Annotated in this window: 19 protein-coding genes; 6 read left to right on the top strand and 13 right to left on the bottom strand. The window is 59.5% G+C overall.

What is annotated here, in order from left to right; translation table 11 throughout:
• Positions 1-73: 73 nt before the first annotated feature.
• The 3 genes from grxD to purL form a co-directional block, all read right to left on the bottom strand.
• On the bottom strand, positions 74-406 hold the full coding sequence (gene grxD, locus BUA94_RS09295) for a Grx4 family monothiol glutaredoxin (RefSeq protein ID WP_073012186.1): 333 nt from the start codon (positions 404-406) through the stop codon (positions 74-76).
• Between the two features lie 128 nt (positions 407-534).
• Positions 535-768, bottom strand: coding sequence for a BolA family protein (locus tag BUA94_RS09290; protein WP_073012183.1), 234 nt, complete (start codon positions 766-768; stop codon positions 535-537).
• A 60-nt stretch (positions 769-828) separates the two neighbouring features.
• Positions 829-3,027 carry a phosphoribosylformylglycinamidine synthase subunit PurL gene (gene purL, locus BUA94_RS09285; protein WP_073013778.1) on the bottom strand — a complete coding sequence of 733 codons (2,199 nt, stop codon included), beginning with the start codon at positions 3,025-3,027 and terminating at the stop codon, positions 829-831.
• 234 nt (positions 3,028-3,261) lie between these two features.
• Between purL and BUA94_RS09280 the strand changes: the two genes are divergently transcribed.
• Both BUA94_RS09280 and BUA94_RS09275 read left to right on the top strand, forming a co-directional pair.
• Entirely contained in the window at positions 3,262-4,644 is a 1,383-nt protein-coding gene (locus BUA94_RS09280) for a methyl-accepting chemotaxis protein (protein WP_084081896.1), read from the top strand.
• 253 nt (positions 4,645-4,897) lie between these two features.
• Complete coding sequence (locus tag BUA94_RS09275) at positions 4,898-6,073, top strand: hypothetical protein (RefSeq protein WP_073012177.1); 1,176 nt, start codon at positions 4,898-4,900, stop codon at positions 6,071-6,073.
• Between the two features lie 55 nt (positions 6,074-6,128).
• Here BUA94_RS09275 and BUA94_RS09270 read toward each other — a convergent pair whose 3' ends face one another.
• Entirely contained in the window at positions 6,129-7,643 is a 1,515-nt protein-coding gene (locus BUA94_RS09270) for an aminotransferase-like domain-containing protein (RefSeq protein WP_073012174.1), read from the bottom strand.
• Positions 7,644-7,744: 101 nt separating this feature from the next.
• Here BUA94_RS09270 and BUA94_RS09265 point away from each other — a divergent pair, with 101 nt between their 5' ends.
• Positions 7,745-7,978 (top strand): DUF1127 domain-containing protein, encoded by a 234-nt coding sequence (locus BUA94_RS09265; protein WP_073013777.1) that lies wholly within the window; start codon positions 7,745-7,747, stop codon positions 7,976-7,978.
• Positions 7,979-7,980: 2 nt separating this feature from the next.
• Here BUA94_RS09265 and BUA94_RS09260 read toward each other — a convergent pair whose 3' ends face one another.
• From BUA94_RS09260 to purC, 7 genes are all read right to left on the bottom strand, one after another.
• The gene (locus BUA94_RS09260) at positions 7,981-8,937 is read right to left on the bottom strand and encodes a calcium/sodium antiporter (protein ID WP_073012171.1); all 957 of its coding nucleotides are present in this window, start codon (positions 8,935-8,937) and stop codon (positions 7,981-7,983) included.
• Between the two features lie 153 nt (positions 8,938-9,090).
• Positions 9,091-9,345, bottom strand: a complete 255-nt coding sequence (locus BUA94_RS09255) for a DUF2164 domain-containing protein (protein ID WP_073013776.1) — start codon at positions 9,343-9,345, stop codon at positions 9,091-9,093.
• 28 nt (positions 9,346-9,373) lie between these two features.
• Positions 9,374-10,042, bottom strand: a complete 669-nt coding sequence (gene purQ, locus BUA94_RS09250; RefSeq protein WP_073012167.1) for a phosphoribosylformylglycinamidine synthase subunit PurQ — start codon at positions 10,040-10,042, stop codon at positions 9,374-9,376.
• A 75-nt stretch (positions 10,043-10,117) separates the two neighbouring features.
• Positions 10,118-10,231, bottom strand: a complete 114-nt coding sequence (locus BUA94_RS23790; RefSeq protein ID WP_073012164.1) for a phosphoribosylformylglycinamidine synthase-associated small membrane protein — start codon at positions 10,229-10,231, stop codon at positions 10,118-10,120.
• A gap of 15 nt (positions 10,232-10,246) precedes the next feature.
• Positions 10,247-10,486: a phosphoribosylformylglycinamidine synthase subunit PurS gene (purS, locus tag BUA94_RS09240; RefSeq protein WP_073012161.1), complete on the bottom strand. Its 240-nt coding sequence runs from the start codon at positions 10,484-10,486 to the stop codon at positions 10,247-10,249.
• Positions 10,487-10,678: 192 nt separating this feature from the next.
• Complete coding sequence (locus BUA94_RS09235) at positions 10,679-11,212, bottom strand: hypothetical protein (RefSeq protein WP_139251071.1); 534 nt, start codon at positions 11,210-11,212, stop codon at positions 10,679-10,681.
• Positions 11,213-11,300: 88 nt separating this feature from the next.
• Positions 11,301-12,098 carry a phosphoribosylaminoimidazolesuccinocarboxamide synthase gene (gene purC / locus BUA94_RS09230; RefSeq protein WP_073012155.1) on the bottom strand — a complete coding sequence of 266 codons (798 nt, stop codon included), beginning with the start codon at positions 12,096-12,098 and terminating at the stop codon, positions 11,301-11,303.
• 313 nt (positions 12,099-12,411) lie between these two features.
• Between purC and BUA94_RS09225 the strand changes: the two genes are divergently transcribed.
• From BUA94_RS09225 to BUA94_RS09215, 3 genes are all read left to right on the top strand, one after another.
• Positions 12,412-12,735, top strand: a complete 324-nt coding sequence (locus BUA94_RS09225) for a DUF1476 domain-containing protein (protein WP_073012152.1) — start codon at positions 12,412-12,414, stop codon at positions 12,733-12,735.
• A 190-nt stretch (positions 12,736-12,925) separates the two neighbouring features.
• Entirely contained in the window at positions 12,926-13,687 is a 762-nt protein-coding gene (locus tag BUA94_RS09220) for an HpcH/HpaI aldolase family protein (RefSeq protein ID WP_073013775.1), read from the top strand.
• Positions 13,688-13,820: 133 nt separating this feature from the next.
• Entirely contained in the window at positions 13,821-14,030 is a 210-nt protein-coding gene (locus BUA94_RS09215; RefSeq protein WP_073012150.1) for a hypothetical protein, read from the top strand.
• A gap of 92 nt (positions 14,031-14,122) precedes the next feature.
• Here BUA94_RS09215 and BUA94_RS09210 read toward each other — a convergent pair whose 3' ends face one another.
• Together BUA94_RS09210 and BUA94_RS09205 are read right to left on the bottom strand one after the other, a co-directional pair.
• Entirely contained in the window at positions 14,123-14,680 is a 558-nt protein-coding gene (locus tag BUA94_RS09210) for an RBBP9/YdeN family alpha/beta hydrolase (protein WP_073012147.1), read from the bottom strand.
• Positions 14,681-14,859: 179 nt separating this feature from the next.
• Positions 14,860-15,381, bottom strand: coding sequence for a BA14K family protein (locus tag BUA94_RS09205; protein ID WP_073012145.1), 522 nt, complete (start codon positions 15,379-15,381; stop codon positions 14,860-14,862).
• Positions 15,382-15,477 lie beyond the last annotated feature (96 nt).

The following is a 15,477-nucleotide window of genomic DNA, read 5'->3' as shown; positions in this document are numbered from 1 at the left end:
TATCAGACAAGGCAAAAGAAAAGGGCGGCCCCATGCGAGCCGCCCTTGTCCAAGGTTTGCAGTCTGCAGCCGATCAGGCGCTCTGCTTGACCTCGATACCCTTCTCGGTCATCAGCGACTGAAGTTCCTGGTTCTGGAACATCTCGCGGACGATGTCGCAACCGCCAACGAACTCACCCTTGACGTAGAGTTGGGGGATAGTCGGCCAGTTGGTGAATTCCTTGATGCCGTCGCGCAGTTCATTGTCCTCAAGGACGTTGATGCCCTTGTAGGGAGCGCCGACGTAGTCGAGGATCTGAACGACCTGGCCGGAGAAACCGCACTGCGGGAAGTTCGGTGTGCCCTTCATGAACAGCACCACGTCGTTGGTTTCGACTTCGTTCTTGATCCAGTCCTGGATGCTCATGATCTTCGATCCTTTGTCCTGACCCTTGCAGGCTCATGCGCGTCAGCCGTGCCAAGGGAAGAGAGGTTGATGTGGTCGGTCAGATCCGGCACCAGCTTGCGCTCTTGCCGGATCGGCTGCCGTTTTGGTCAGTCCGGAGCCTTGGTCTGAAGGGCGAGGGCGTGCAGTTCGCCACCCATGTTGCCCTTCAGGGCCTGGTAAACAAGCTGATGCTGTTGCACGCGGCTGATGCCGCGGAAGGATTCGGACACGACATTGGCGGCGTAATGATCTCCGTCACCGGCCAGATCCCGGATCTCGACCTTCGCATCCGGCAATGCGGCTTTGATGAGGGCCTCGATCTGATTGGCGTCCATTGGCATGTCGTGCTGTCCTCTTCCTCGGAATTTCGCAGTTTTACCGGTTCAACCGGCGGGGCCTGATCAGGCGCCCGCCATGTAGGCCGGGAACCAATTCTCGTGCGCTTCCTTCAGCTTTGCAACGGATATGGTGAGTGTACCCTCCACATTCAATTCCGTTCCGCCGGTGGTGCCGATCTGATGCACCTCGACGCCAGCGTCGATGGCGTCTTCCAGCAGGGCTTCCAGCTTGTCTTCCGCAACAGCGATGACGTAGCGGCCCTGGTCTTCGCCGAAGAGGGCTGCATGGGCCGGGCCTTCCAGCTTGACGGTTGCGCCGATGCCGCCAGCCATGGCCATCTCGGCCAGAGCAACGCCAAGACCGCCGGAGGAAATGTCGTGGACACTGGTCACGCGGCCGGCGCCGATGAACTGGCGGACCAGAAGACCACGGCGCTTTTCAGCGGCAAGATCGACCGGCGGCGGTGCGCCTTCTTCACGGCCCAGGATCTCGGCCATGTACTGGGAGGCGCCCAGATGGGTGCCCTTGCCGCCGATCACGACGATGGCGTCGCCAGCGGCCTTGAAGGACGAGGTGGCGCGGACAGAGACGTCCGGCAGCAGGCCGACGCCGCCAATGGCCGGGGTCGGCAGAATGGCTTCGCCATGGGTCTCGTTGTAGAGCGACACGTTGCCCGAGACGATCGGGAAATCGAGTGCGCTGCAGGCTTCACCGATGCCCTTGATGCAGCCGACGAGCTGCCCCATGATTTCCGGCTTTTCCGGGTTGCCGAAGTTCAGGTTGTCGGTTGCGGCCAGCGGCTCTGAGCCGACAGCGGTCAGGTTGCGCCAGACTTCCGCAACAGCTTGCTTGCCGCCTTCGAACGGGTCCGCCACGCAGTAGCGCGGGTTTACGTCGACGGAGAAGGTCAGGCCCTTGCGGGTGCCATCAACGCGGATGACGCCGGCATCGCCGCCGGGGGCTGCAGCCGTGTTGCCCTGGATCAGGGTGTCATACTGCTCGTAGACCCAGCGGCGGGAGGAACCGTTTGCACCGCCAACCAGCTTGAGCAGGGTCTGGGCGTAATCGGCCGGCTCTGCCACATCGGCAGCGGCGATCACCGGACGCTTCGGGCTCTCCACCCAGGGGCGGTCATATTCGGGAGCCTCGTCGCCCAGTTCCTTGATCGGCAGGTCAGCAACGGTTTCGCCATTGTGCTTGACCACGAAACGCAGGGTGTCGGTGGTAACGCCGACGATGGCGAAGTCCAGGCCCCACTTCTTGAAGATGGCTTCCGCCTCGGCTTCCTTTTCCGGGCTGAGGACCATGAGCATGCGCTCCTGGCTCTCGGAGAGCATCATTTCATAGGCGCTCATGTTTTCTTCGCGCACCGGCACCTTGTTCAGGTCCAGCTCGATGCCGAGGTCGCCCTTGGCGCCCATTTCTACGGCCGAGCAGGTGAGGCCGGCAGCACCCATGTCCTGGATCGCGATGACCGCACCGGTCTTCATCAGCTCCAGGCAGGCTTCCAGCAGGCACTTTTCGGTAAAGGGGTCACCGACCTGAACCGTCGGGCGCTTTTCTTCGATCGTGTCGTCGAACTCTGCCGATGCCATGGTGGCTCCGCCAACGCCGTCACGGCCCGTCTTTGCACCAAGATAAACGACCGGCAGGCCAACGCCCTTGGCTTCGGAGAGGAAGATCTTGTCCGCATCGGCAAGGCCGGCTGCGAACGCGTTCACAAGGCAGTTGCCGTTGTAGCTGGAGTGGAACTCGACTTCGCCGCCGACAGTCGGAACGCCGAAGGAGTTGCCATAGCCGCCAACGCCGGAGACGACGCCGGAGACCAGATGGCGGGTGCGCGGATGGTTCGGCTCACCGAAACGCAGGGCGTTCATGGCAGCCACCGGGCGGGCGCCCATGGTGAACACATCGCGCAGAATGCCGCCAACGCCGGTTGCCGCGCCCTGGTAGGGCTCGATGTAGGACGGGTGGTTGTGGCTTTCCATCTTGAAGACGACGGTCTGACCGTCCCCGATGTCGACAACCCCGGCGTTCTCGCCCGGGCCGACCAGAACCCGCGGTCCCTTGGTCGGCAGGGTCTTCAGCCACTTCTTCGAGGACTTGTAGGAACAATGCTCGTTCCACATGGCCGAGAAGATGCCGAGCTCGGTAAAGGACGGCTCACGGCCGATGAGCTTTAGGATGCGCTCGTATTCGTCCGGCTTCAGGCCGTGCGATGCGATAAGGTCGGGCGTGATCTTGATGTCGTTGGGGATCATGTCGGTCCGGATCATTGCGGCGCGCGCGCCTTGGGCTATTTCGCGCCGGTTTATCAGATCACCGCAGGAAATGGGAGACCAAGAAACCTCTTTGCTAGCTGATTTTTGGTGGTGGGGACTACGTAGTGTTCCGTAAAGGAAATAATGCTGAAAACCCGGTCACTTGGCGGTTTTGTTAAATAGCTTTTAAATATTGAACCCTCAAAAGCGACAAGGTTAGTTGTCGGGGGATTCATGTTTAAATTCAAGCAGTCAGTAGTTCAGGCTGGCGAACACTCCATTAAGTTGAATGCAGAGCCAAGTGTTACGGTTGCTGCCGTTTCGGAAGCCTTGAAACGTCTTGGGTCCGCTGATGCCGCCGACGCTTTCGCAGCTCTTCCGGAAGAATTGCGGAGCCTCCTTTCCTTGATGAATGCGGAAATGCTTCGCCGGGATGAACTGCTCCTGAAGCAGACCGTAGATTATTCGATCCAGGCAAGCCGCGCGATGGCTGCGACCGCGCGCATCACCGGCGCCATCCGGGAAACCGACCGCTATGCCTCAGGCATCTCTGGTGGCGTCGAGGAAATGACGATCTCGATCGAGCAGATCTCGGGGACGGCTGCAGATGCGGCAACCTCCATGGAGCAGGCGAATGATGCGCTTCAGGGCGGTGTTGATGCCACGCGCAGTTCGGCCGAAGCCTCAAGGCAAATTGGCGTTTCCTTTGCAAAGATGACCGAAGAGGCTCATCAGCTTGCCGAGGCCGCCGAGCAGATCGGCATGTTTGTCGGCACCATTGAAGGCCTTGCCCAGCAAACCAATCTTCTCGCCTTGAACGCGACCATTGAAGCTGCCCGCGCTGGTGAGGCCGGCAAGGGCTTTGCGGTCGTTGCCAGTGAGGTCAAGCAACTTTCCGGCCAGACTTCCAAGGCAACCGATGACATTCGCGCCCGGATCGAGCGGCTGCAGTCGCATGTGACGGAGGTCTTGGAAACCGTTGAAGGGGTTCAGGAGCTGGTGTCGTCCAGTGCTGTCAAATCTGAAGAGGCGGCGAACCAGATCGAGAATGTGCGCGGCAGCGTTTCGGAAACAACCTATCGCATGACCTCGATTTCAGAGCTCCTTTCGCAGCAGAGCGATGCTGTCCGTGAAATTTCCGAAGGCATGCATGCCGTGGTCGATCATTCCCGGTCGGCGAGCGGTTTTGCAGAAGATGTAATCCGGTCGGTTGCAAGCTCCGAGACGATTATCAACGAGCAGTTCGCCGATCTGGATGGGCGCAAGGTCAGGAACTATGTGCTTCACCGCGCCAAGTCGGACCATCTCCTCTGGAAGAAACGTCTGTCCGAAATGCTGGTTGGCCGCAGCAGCCTGCGCTCGGATGAGCTGTCTGATCATCATCACTGCCGTTTGGGCAAGTGGTACGACAGTGTCAGCGATGCGCGCATCCGCAACCACCACGCTTTCAAGTCGCTCTTGCCCGTGCACGAGGCGGTGCATGTCAATGGCAAGGAAGCGGCGCGGCTTTATGCGAGTGGCGATCTCGAGGGAGCCTTCACCCGCATTGCGGACATGGAGAAGGCCTCGGACCAGGTTCTGACATTGATCAATCAGCTTCTGGCAGCTGTCGATTGACGGTTTGATCTGGTGTGGCGGCAGGAAAGCTTTCTGCCGCCGCCGTTTTGCCGGGGTTGAGAGACTGTCATGAACCGGCTTTGATTATGAAATATTTATGAAATTTTCAATTTCCAGAACCGTGAAGTGCTTCCCGGGCACCTAGCTGCGTGAGGGGCATTTCCTGTCGCTCATGCGGTGAGGCGGGCAAGTCGGACCCTGATGGACGCTGTCTTCCTCTCTGCCAGATGGACGACAGACCGGGATTAAGACCATGCCGCAGCAGATGACAGCCCAGGATTACCTCTACGCGGAAACCTTCAAGTTCAAGCAGCCTTCCAAATGGGTGGAGATGAAGGCCACCAGGACCGGATTTGAGGTCAAGATCAGCCGCAAGGTGGAAAGGAACAAGCTCACTGAGGAGGCGCTTGAGCTGGCCTTTGCCAGCAAGCATGACCTGGAACTGCTCGAGCAGATGGGCTTGGGGGCGAAGATTGCAGCCTTCGTGCAGGAAAAGACCATGAATGCCTTCGAGGCGCTGGTGAACAAACGGCTGAAAGACGTGATCACCGAGATCGAGGGCTATATCGAGAAGATCGATGCCAATGTGAAATCCTCGCTCCGGAAGTTGCTGGAGGATATCGCAGACGGCTTGGCGCAGGCAGAGGCCGATGACACGCTTCGCAAGATCAACTCCTACCGCGAGAACATCTCCCAGCTTATCCATGCACGGTATGTCAACCGCATCGAGCGGGCGCTGAAGGAGGCTGCCTCGGAAAGCTATGAGCTGGCGCTCAAGCTTGCAGCCAAGAAGAAGCTCATCAAGAAAGACCTGATGAAGATGAGCGCGGTTCGCACCAATCTGATCAATGCCGCGATCATCTTTGCCGTTGTTGTCATCGGCGTCATTGCCCTGGCGACCCCGGCAGGGGCAGCAGCTGTCAGCGCCGCCGGGCTCATTGCGGCTGGCGCCTATCTCCTGGCGAAATCCTATGATGTCTTCAAGAAGGTGAGGGACGTCTATTTCGGCTACTGGAAGAAATATGACGACAGTGTCGACTATTTTCAGAAGAGGGTTCTGGAGGCGGATCAGGCCTTGCAGAAAGCGTTGAGGGGGCTGGAGGCAATCGATACCCAGCGGGATGCGCTTTTCGCTCAGAAACGGACGTTTGAAGCCTCAGTCAAGACATGCCTGAAGGATCTGAAGGAGGCTCCCAAGAGCGCGCAGCGGGATCTTGCCGAGAAGAACCTGGAAGAACTCGGCAAGAAGATCAATCAGATCGATGAGTTGCTCGAGGATCATGGTGATTATCGCGAACTGCTGGAGGCCATCCGCGAGCGGTTACGCAGCCAGTGCCTGGTCGAGATGACCAAGAAGAAGAAAAATCTCGATACCCTGATGGAATACGCCAAGAACAGTCTGGACGTGGCAGCGGACGTGATTGGCTAGACGCTGGCCAGGCCTGTCATAGGATTTGCAGCAGCCCGCCTGGGGCTGCTGCAGGTCATTCAAAGCTGTCGTAGCCTGTCGCCGGATTGTCCAGAAGCTGGCGCAGGACCAGAAGGCCACGCGCGACTTCCTCGTGGCTGTGTGGATTGGTGAAGCCGACGCGCACCCGGTGATGAACCTGATTGCTGCGTCCGGTCTTGAATTCGTCCTCGTCATCGATCAGGACGCCTTCAGAGGCGGCAGCGGCCTTGAACGTGCCCGGCATCCAGGGTTCCGGCAGCTTCATCCAGAGGAAAGGCGTGTCCTCGGCAGAGAGGAAGTCATATCCGCTCAGATAGTCGTGGACGATGGCATAGCGCTCGCGGATATCGGTCAGGATCCGGCTGCGCAATTCATCCGCCCTGCCGCTGAGGATCAGACGTGAAGACAGCTCTGCCAACAGATAGGCAATGCCTCCGGACAGCATCTTGTGGGCGGTGTGGACCCTCTGTGTGTGGGAGGGAGGCGAGGCGACCCAGCCTCCGCGCACGCCGGCCATCACGGATTTGGAAAGTGAGCCGACATGGAAGGTGCGCTCTGGCGCAAGTGCGGCAAAGGTCGGCAGGTCGTTGGCCCTGAGCGAGCCATAGACCTCATCCTCGATGATCCAGACATTGTGCTGGCGGCACAGGGCAATGATCTCGTGCCGCCGCTGGGTGCTGATCGTGCTTAGTGACGGATTGTGGATCGTCGGCATCAGGAAGATCGCGCGCGGATGCTTCTGCGCACAGACCTTGTCGAGCTCCGCCGGAATTGGCCCATGCTCGTCTCGCGGCACGGAAACCGGCTGCCGTCCGGACAGAGCTGCGCCACGGGCAATCGAGCTGTAAGTCAATTCCTCGAAGGCGATCCGGTCTCCGGGAACGGTCGTGGCCGCGAGAATGGCCATGATGGCCGCTTGGGCGCCGTTGGTCGGAACGATCGAATTGATATCGGGCACCCAGCCCGCACGGGCCAGCCAGAGCTGTCCTGCTTCCCGCCAGCTTTCCGGAACGCTCCTGGTATAGCTGGCAATCTCGTAAGGGGCGTCCCGGGTGATCTCGCTGATCAGCTCGCCGACAATCTGAGCTTGCCCCACATCCGGGGCAGAGGTGCTGTCCAGCCTGATGGCGTCCACCGGAGGCACGGATGCACGCGTGCTGCCGAAGCCGATCTCCGGCGACGGGATGGCATTCTGGGTCCAGGGGGTTGGATGCTGCCGCTGGAATCTTGGTTGGGAGGGCGTCTTCTCGGCAAGGATCAGCTCATGAGGGCTTCGCTGTTCATCCGGCAAGGGGGCAATGCTGGTGCTGCCGAGGACGAAGGTGCCCCGGCCGACCTCGCCCGAGACCAGACCGCGCTCGCGGACAATGGCATAGGCCCGCCCGACGGTTCCGACAGTCACGCCCAGGTCATAGGCGAGGTCACGCTGCGGCGGCAGCTTTGCGCCGGAGGGGAGCGTGCCGGTCATGATGTCATCAGCGATCTGGTGAGCCAGACGCGCATACATGGGGCCCTTGCCGGCGGGGATTTCTGGAAGCCAATTTGTCATGGTGACAATTCTATATCTTGCACCAATTACAGAGTCAATCAATACAATGCAGGCAATGAGGAGGCATTGTTCTCTTTTGTGTGTCAATTATAGGTGCAATTATGCCATATGTTCAGACCAGTGGCGCCTGTGTTCAGCGCGAATGTGTTCGAGATGAGGGCCGGGGTGTCTGGTGGCTGATCCTTCAGCGGGTACAGATCTGGCGGCAGGTTCGCCGGAGCCGGAAGCTCCTTGAGAACCTGCCGGATCATGCGCTTCTGGATCTGGGCCTTACGCGCGCAGATGTCCGGCGCGAGGTCGCGAGGTCATTTTGGGATCATAACCGGACCGGATGATCTCAGGCGAAGACAAGCTTGCCGATATAGAGGCCGTACAGGCCGAGAAGGGCCCAGCCTTCAAGACGGCAGATCCGGTGACCGGTCTTTGCAAAGACCATCAGGAGCGCCGTTGCCCCTAGCATTACCCAGATGTCGAAGGACAGGATCTCGGGCGGGATGGCAATCGGCTTGACCAGGGAGGTCACGCCGAGAATGCCGAGGATGTTGTAGATGTTGGAGCCCAGGATATTGCCGAAGGCAATGTCTGTCTGCTTGCGCAGGGCCGCGACAACGGAGGTCACCAGTTCGGGCAGTGAAGTGCCGACGGCGACGATCGTGAGGCCGATGACCGTTTCGCTGATGCCCATGCTGGAAGCCAGTGCGACTGAGCTGCCCACAAGCCACTTCGCGCCCAGAAGCGTCATGGCGAGACCTGACAGGGCCAAAAGGCAGAGAACCGGAACAGATTTTGTCCAGGGCAGCGCCGTCACGGCTTGGCCTTCTGCCCGGTGCATCTCGGCCGAGGGCGTGTTCTTGCCGTTCTCGGCACGGTAGGTGAAGACCAGATAGGCTGCGAGCGCGGCCACCAGGGCAAGTCCGGCCGGGCGGGGAATGCTGCCGTGGATGCTCAGGGCCAGTGCAGCAAGAGCCGCTGCCGACATGACAAATCCATCCCGCATGAGCGCCTTGGGCTCTGCACTCAGTGGACAGAGTATCGCTGCAATCCCAAGGATGAGCAGGATGTTGGCTGTGTTCGATCCAACCACATTGCCGACCGCAATGCCGGGTGCGTCTTGCAGGGCTGCCAGCAGGCTCGTCATCAGCTCTGGCGAGGACGTGCCGAAGCCCACGAGCACAATGCCAATCAGAAGCGGGGAAACATTGAGCCGCTCGGCAAGGCCAACAGACCCGCGTACGAGAAAATCTCCGCCCAGCACGAGCAGAACGAGACCGGCAGCAAGCTCGACCATAAGCATGGCAACACTCCAAGAGGAAAGCTGCCTGAAAATGGGAGGGGTTTTGCCGGGCGCAAGGGCCGTAAGCGTCTTTATTTCGATGAAGAAGTTGTCTTGAAATCTTGTGGGGCGGAGCCCTGCGATTTCCGACTCTTAGCGGTGAGGCAGCGTGTGTCAGCGCAAGGGCGTGACAGGCTTTTCCAGGGCGTAAAGCTCGTCCGCAATGTCGTCCGCCCGGCGCGCGAAAAGCGCGCCTGCGTCCTTGAGGCCCTTGTTATAGAAGGCGGCGCCAAGCGCCTCGGCAACGGCATCCAGGATGACCGCTGCTTCCATGTTGCCGATGTCCTGATCCAGTTCATCCGTCAGGATCTTCTGGATCTGGCGGGTCAGGGCCTCACGTTCTTCCCGGCTGAGCTCGGACGTGGACATGAGGCCGGTCTCCTTCAAGCGGCTTTGCTTATGCAGCCTGGGCGAGCAGGCTTTCGAACAGGAGGCGGCCATCGGTGCCGCCGTTCAGGTCTTCGATCAGGTTTTCCGGATGCGGCATCATGCCGAGAACATTGCCCTTGGCGTTGGTCACGCCGGCAATGTTGTTGATCGAGCCATTCGGGTTGGTGCCGTTGGCATAACGGAACACGACCTGGCCATTGTCCTCGATGGACTTGAGGGTTTCCGCATCGGCGAAGTAGTTGCCGTCATGGTGAGCGGTCGGGCAGCGCCAGACCTGGCCCTTCTGGTAAGCGTTGGAGAAGCTGGTTGCGTTGTTGACCGTCTCCAGCTCGATTTCCCGGCAGACAAACTTCAGGCCTGCATTGCGCATCAGGGCGCCGGGCAGGAGGCCTGCTTCGGTCAGGATCTGGAAGCCGTTGCAAACGCCCAGAACCTTGACGCCCTGATCGGCCTTCTTGACCAGTTCCTTCAGGATCGGCGAGCGAGCGGCAATGGCACCGGAACGCAGATAGTCGCCATAGGAGAAACCGCCGGGAACGATCACGAGGTCGGCATCCGGAAGGCTTGTTTCCGTGTGCCAGACGCTTGCCGGGCGCGTGCCGGTGATCAGCTCCAGAGCGTGGAACATGTCGCGGTCGCGATTCGAACCAGGGAAAACGATAACGGCGGTTTTCATGGGGCTAGTCCCGGTTTTGAAGCAGATCCGGTCTGGCACTCAGGCCATTTCCGGAAGTGGCGAGAAATCAAGGTGTCAGAGCATCAGTACGACGGCAAGAGCGGCGCAGGCTGCCGGGAGGAGGATAAACAGGGCGGCCTTGATGGCCATGAAGCGAAGGGCTTTCCTGCTGTCCTCATCCAGCGCCATGTGCGGCCGCTCCGGTCAGTCGATCTCGATGGCGTAGTTTTCGATCACGGTGTTGGCGAGAAGCTTTTCGCACATCTGTGCCAGTTCTGCCTTTGCGGCTTCCTTGTCAGAGCCGGTCAGCTCGACGTCGAAGACCTTGCCCTGACGGACGGAGGCGATATCGCCGAAGCCGAGGCCGCCAAGGGCGCCTTCAATGGCCTTGCCCTGGGGGTCCAGAACGCCGTTCTTCAGGGTGACGATCACACGTGCCTTCATGGTTGCCTTTACTCCGCGGAATGTCCGGTTCGGGAATTGTTGCGCGCTGATTACACCAGCTTGGCCCAATGCGAAAGGGGCCGTGCCAGAAAAGCAAAGGCTGCAAAGAAAAGCCCCAAATCAAAACCCCGGCCAGAGGATCTGACCGGGGCTTGTTTTCATCAATCTGAAAGAGCTCTTTTTCCGAAGCGTTTACTGGACGCGCCGGATTTCGGTCTGGGCAAGAAATTTCCGGAGGTTTCTCTCTGCCGTAGATTTATTTAGGGCTGCTGATACGGCAATCGAGCCGCGATCTTTTTGCACGATGCTTCGGGCAATCACATAGAGCGGACCCTTCGAAGTCTGGAAGGTCATATGGTGCTCGAAACCGGAGTAATTCGCGTTTTTGATTGTGCGGGGCGTACTCAGCTTTATCTGTTGCTTGGTCGCGACGGTTACCAGGTTATCCAGTGCCTGCAGGAGTTCGCGGGAAAGCTGACCGGACCGGATCGCCGCTTCAACATCGCCCCTGATCTTAATAGGTGTGATGCCTACAAGTTGCGGTGACTTGCAGCGGGGTTGCGGGCAGGAATACGTCACGGTTTTCCCGGAGCGTTCCGTTACCCAGCCGGCTGGCGGAAAGCCGGATGTGTTTATTGCTTCCGGTTTAAGTCCTGCTGTTTGGCATGCGGCGAGTGTCAGGCAGAGCGCTGCCATGGCGAAAAGGTTACGTATTTGATTGCGCATAAAAAATCCCCCTAGTGCAGGTCGTGCATTAGGGGGATTTTTCTGGAATTGCAACCTTTGGAAGTGTTCGGAAACACTTCTTCCCGGCTTACTGAACCAGCGTTGGGCCCGTGTTTGCCGGGCGCTCGTTCTCGTTCAGGATGCCAAGGCGCTTGGCGACTTCCTGATAGGCTTCCAGCATTCCGCCCATGTCGCGGCGGAAGCGGTCCTTGTCCATCTTCTCGTTGGTGTTGATGTCCCACAGACGGCAGCTGTCCGGGGAAATCTCGTCCGCAACGACGATGCGCATCATGTCGCCTTCGAACAGACGGCCACACTCGATCTTGAAATCGACGAGGCGGATGCCGACGCCCAGGAACAGGCCCGAGAGGAAGTCGTTGACGCGGATGGCCAGAGCCATGACGTCATCGAGTTCCTGCGGGGTGGCCCAGCCAAAGGCGGTGATGTGCTCTTCGGCAACCATCGGGTCGTTCAGCTCGTCGTTCTTGTAATAGAACTCGATGATCGACCGCGGCAGCTGGGTGCCTTCCTCGATGCCGAGACGGGTCGCGATGGAGCCGGCGGCCACATTGCGCACGACGACTTCCAGCGGAATGATCTCGACTTCACGGATCAGCTGTTCGCGCATGTTCATCCGGCGGATGAAATGCGTCGGAATGCCCATCGCGTTCAGATGGTTGAAGATGAACTCGGAAATGCGGTTGTTCAGAACGCCCTTGCCATCAATGATCGCGTGTTTCTTGGCATTGAAGGCGGTGGCATCATCCTTGAAATGCTGGATCAGCGTTCCTGGCTCGGGGCCCTCATAGAGGATCTTGGCCTTGCCCTCGTAAATGCGGCGGCGGCGATTCATAGGCACATACCGTGTAGGTTTGAGAAAATCCATTCGTCCGGGGTTCTTCCTTCGGCGTCGTTGGTCCCCCCGGATCGCCAATGGCCGGGCTGTCTTTTTCGCTCTCCCGCTTCCGGGATCCGGAACTTACAGCCCGCGTCAGCGGCGCGGAACTTACCCGAACCGGCGCAAAAGTACAATGATGCGCTGCACCAGAATTTGGGCCGGATCAGATTTTGCCTTATGCTTTTCGGGAATACGGTGTTTCTCGCGTTGATTTGAGTGACCGTGGGAGATATTGAAAAGCCCGAACACACCCCATATGCAGGGGAGAATAAGGCCTGTCCGCATTTCAGGAGACACCAGAATGAGCACATTCGACAAGCGCGAAGACAGTTTTGAAGGCAAGTTCGCGCATGACGAGGAGCTGAGGTTCAAGGCAACCGCGCGCCGCAACAAGCTGCTTGGCCTGTGGGCTGCTGAAAAGCTGGGCCTGGAAGGCGAGAAGGCTGAAGACTACGCCAAGGGCGTCGTTCGTGCCGATTTCGAAGAGCCGGGCGAGGAAGACGTTTTCCGCAAGATCCGCGCCGACTTCGACGCTGCCAGCGTGGAACAGTCTGACCATCAGATCCGCCGCACCATGGACGAGCTGATGCACACGGCAGTCGCTCAGATCCAGACCCAGGGCTGATCTCCTGGAAAACCGGTTTCCAGTCTGACTGGAAGTTCAGAAACCCCCGCCGGACCGGCGGGGGTTTTTTGTTGCGCTGTTGTCTTCGGAAAGGCCACGCAACTTTCGGGAGAACCGATCTCCGCCAGACCGGCCTTGTTTTCGTATCTGTCCGCTCGTCTGATTGATTGGAAACCGGGAGGAGGTTCTCATGACATCATTGGCTCAACGGCTGCGAAGCGGCGACAAGATCGTCACAGCCTGGTCGGGACTTGCCGTTCCGATCGTGACGGAATTACTGGCAAGGGGCGGCTATGAGGCGGTCACGCTCGATATGCAGCACGGTCAGCATGACATGGCTTCAGTTCGCGAGGGACTGGTGTCGCTCACGCTGGCTGGCGCCCATCGCATCGTGCGTGTTCCTGTTGGCGACAATGCCATGGCGAGCCGGGCGCTGGACGTTGGCGCAGAAGCTGTGATTGCGCCCATGATCAACAGCCGCGCCGATGCGGAGGCTTTTGCCGCTGCGATGAAGTATCCGCCGGTTGGGGCCCGAAGCTGGGGACCGCACCGGGCAGCCATGCTGGCCGGCCAGACCCCGCCGGACTATCTCGCCGGGGCAAACGACAGCCTGCTGTCCTTCGCCATGATCGAGACGCCGGAGGCCATTGCGGCGCTTGAAGACATTCTGTCGGTTCCAGGCATTGACGGGGTGTTCGTCGGGCCGAGTGATCTGTCCCTGACCCTCAGCCACGGCGCTGGGCTTGATCCGGGGGGAGAACGTACCCAGTCTGCGGCGGCGGATATTGCACGCCGGACACTTGCCGCCGGGAAACTCGCCGGAATTTACTGTCTGGAGCCTGAAAAGGTGGGTGAGGCGGTCGCCATGGGATACAGCCTCATGGCCTTTGGCAATGACATGTCCCTGATCATGGATGCTGCAGGGGGCGCGGTGAAATCCACCCGGGTTTGATCTGCCGCAAGGGACAGAGCTTTCACATATGTGAAACTTCCAGCGTCATCAGGTTGACTGATGGTGCTTTAGGGGCGCGCCAGGACGGACATTCAGCCGGAGATCGCATTTCGCGGATCAACGGAGCCAGTCCATGTGGCAGCTTGCGGCAATTTTCTTCATCGTCATCGGTCCGACCCTGGCCGGGGTCGGGGCGTTGATCCCTTTGAGCATATACGGATTGAACAGTTTCAATCCGCTGCTGCTGGCCGGGTGTGCCATTGCCGGTGCCCTTTTGGCTGTGCCGGTGAGCCTTCTGGTCGGCAAACGGATCAGCAGCATGGCGCGCGCCCGGCCGGTTTGAGAGTGCAGCCGGAAAACTTGTGCGCCTGACGCGGAGTTGTCGCGGAGCTGATGCCTTGCGGACGATCCTTTCGGTCGTCCGCAAGATGCCTTTTATCCCAGCCGTTTCATGAACAGGGCGAAGGACATCATGCCTTCCGGCCAGGGGCCATGGCCGCTTTCGGCGTTGATATGACCGGCTTCGCCTGCATCCTGAAAGCCTGCGCCCCAGGCCTTGGCAAGGCCTTCTGCCACTGCGTAGTCGCAATAGGGGTCATTTCGGCTCGCAACGAGATGCGCCTTGAAGGGGAAGGGCGCACGCGGGATCGGCTTGAATGCGCCACCGTCAAAGCCCGGCACCAGATTTTCACGGTCCCAGTCTGAAGGCGCGACCAGAAAAGCGCCCCGCACCTTGTCTTTCGGCAGGTTATGGATCGCATGAGCAATCAGGATGCAGCCGAGAGAATGGCCGACCAGAACCACGGGCTTGGTTGCATCTTCCACACGGGCGACGAGCGTGTCCCGCCAGACTTTAAGCTCCGGATGGAACCGGTTCTTGAGTTCCAGAACCGACGCATTGGCCATTTTCTCCTGCCAGCGGAACATCCAATGGCCCTTGGCGGTGTCGCCATAGCCGGTCAGGAGCACGATTTCTGCTTCGGAAATTTTCACTTGGGGTCTGCCTCGGTTGCTTTGGCTGAATAAGCCTGATCGCAAAGCGCCCCGCGAATGTCAAATGCCGCCCAAATGAAAAAGGAGAACGGGGCGGGGGCCCGTTCTCCTTTTTAGCCGCTGGAAGGTCTTCAGCTCCCGGTCAGGGTAGCTGGGGGGACCTTAATTGTGCGTTACGCTCAATAGAAAGGCGAGCGGCACGCCTGGCGCGGACCGTTGTAGGGCTGGAACGTGTTGCTGCGCGGGTCATAGGACCGGTAGCGGTTCGAGCACCAGCGGTAGTGGTCGGGACCAAGGCCGCGTCCACGCGGGGCCATTTCGCGCCGCATCTCGCGGTACTGCTTGGGCGGCAGGGCCTGCTGCGGCGTCACTGCCTGGGAGCCAATCACGGCGCCGAGTGCGAAGGCTGCCGGCGGGAACCACCAGCCGTTATATTCCTGATATCCGCGGCGGCGTTCACGGTATCCACGATGGCCATTGTAGTAGTGATGGCCGTTCTGGCGATAGTAGCCGCGATGACCGTTCGGGCGGTGATGATCCCGGCGATGGTCCACCTGCACCGGCTTGGGGCCTGCTGCTTCTGCAAGATTCGGGAGCAAAATCCGCTGAGGTGCGGCACTTGCAGGAATGGCAAAGGAAGCGGTCATGCAAAGAGCGATCAGAGCGCTTCCGATTGCTGTTTTCTTTTTCTGCTTGAACATTTTCGTGTCTCCGTTCTGCACAGGGTAAACGAACGGTGGGCTCATTGGTTCCCTTCCATTTGAGGGGAGAGGTGGGAAAGAATTTAGTTCACAACA

It is taken from the genome of Roseibium suaedae, assembly GCF_900142725.1.
GTDB lineage: Bacteria > Pseudomonadota > Alphaproteobacteria > Rhizobiales > Stappiaceae > Roseibium > Roseibium suaedae.
The sequence above is the reverse complement of the archived record's forward strand: the minus strand, read 5'-3'. Positions and strand labels throughout refer to the sequence as shown.

Bases quoted from the DNA above. Each gene is read 5' to 3' on its own strand.
- grxD (WP_073012186.1), bottom strand. From the start codon at position 406: ATGAGCATCCAGGACTGGATCAAGAACGAAGTCGAAACCAACGACGTG.
- BUA94_RS09290 (WP_073012183.1), bottom strand. From the start codon at position 768: ATGCCAATGGACGCCAATCAGATCGAGGCCCTCATCAAAGCCGCATTG.
- purL (WP_073013778.1), bottom strand. From the start codon at position 3,027: ATGATCCCCAACGACATCAAGATCACGCCCGACCTTATCGCATCGCAC.
- BUA94_RS09280 (WP_084081896.1), top strand. From the start codon at position 3,262: ATGTTTAAATTCAAGCAGTCAGTAGTTCAGGCTGGCGAACACTCCATT.
- BUA94_RS09275 (WP_073012177.1), top strand. From the start codon at position 4,898: ATGCCGCAGCAGATGACAGCCCAGGATTACCTCTACGCGGAAACCTTC.
- BUA94_RS09270 (WP_073012174.1), bottom strand. From the start codon at position 7,643: ATGACAAATTGGCTTCCAGAAATCCCCGCCGGCAAGGGCCCCATGTAT.
- BUA94_RS09265 (WP_073013777.1), top strand. From the start codon at position 7,745: ATGCCATATGTTCAGACCAGTGGCGCCTGTGTTCAGCGCGAATGTGTT.
- BUA94_RS09260 (WP_073012171.1), bottom strand. From the start codon at position 8,937: ATGCTTATGGTCGAGCTTGCTGCCGGTCTCGTTCTGCTCGTGCTGGGC.
- BUA94_RS09255 (WP_073013776.1), bottom strand. From the start codon at position 9,345: ATGTCCACGTCCGAGCTCAGCCGGGAAGAACGTGAGGCCCTGACCCGC.
- purQ (WP_073012167.1), bottom strand. From the start codon at position 10,042: ATGAAAACCGCCGTTATCGTTTTCCCTGGTTCGAATCGCGACCGCGAC.
- BUA94_RS23790 (WP_073012164.1), bottom strand. From the start codon at position 10,231: ATGGCGCTGGATGAGGACAGCAGGAAAGCCCTTCGCTTCATGGCCATC.
- purS (WP_073012161.1), bottom strand. From the start codon at position 10,486: ATGAAGGCACGTGTGATCGTCACCCTGAAGAACGGCGTTCTGGACCCC.
- BUA94_RS09235 (WP_139251071.1), bottom strand. From the start codon at position 11,212: ATGCGCAATCAAATACGTAACCTTTTCGCCATGGCAGCGCTCTGCCTG.
- purC (WP_073012155.1), bottom strand. From the start codon at position 12,098: ATGGATTTTCTCAAACCTACACGGTATGTGCCTATGAATCGCCGCCGC.
- BUA94_RS09225 (WP_073012152.1), top strand. From the start codon at position 12,412: ATGAGCACATTCGACAAGCGCGAAGACAGTTTTGAAGGCAAGTTCGCG.
- BUA94_RS09220 (WP_073013775.1), top strand. From the start codon at position 12,926: ATGACATCATTGGCTCAACGGCTGCGAAGCGGCGACAAGATCGTCACA.
- BUA94_RS09215 (WP_073012150.1), top strand. From the start codon at position 13,821: ATGTGGCAGCTTGCGGCAATTTTCTTCATCGTCATCGGTCCGACCCTG.
- BUA94_RS09205 (WP_073012145.1), bottom strand. From the start codon at position 15,381: ATGTTCAAGCAGAAAAAGAAAACAGCAATCGGAAGCGCTCTGATCGCT.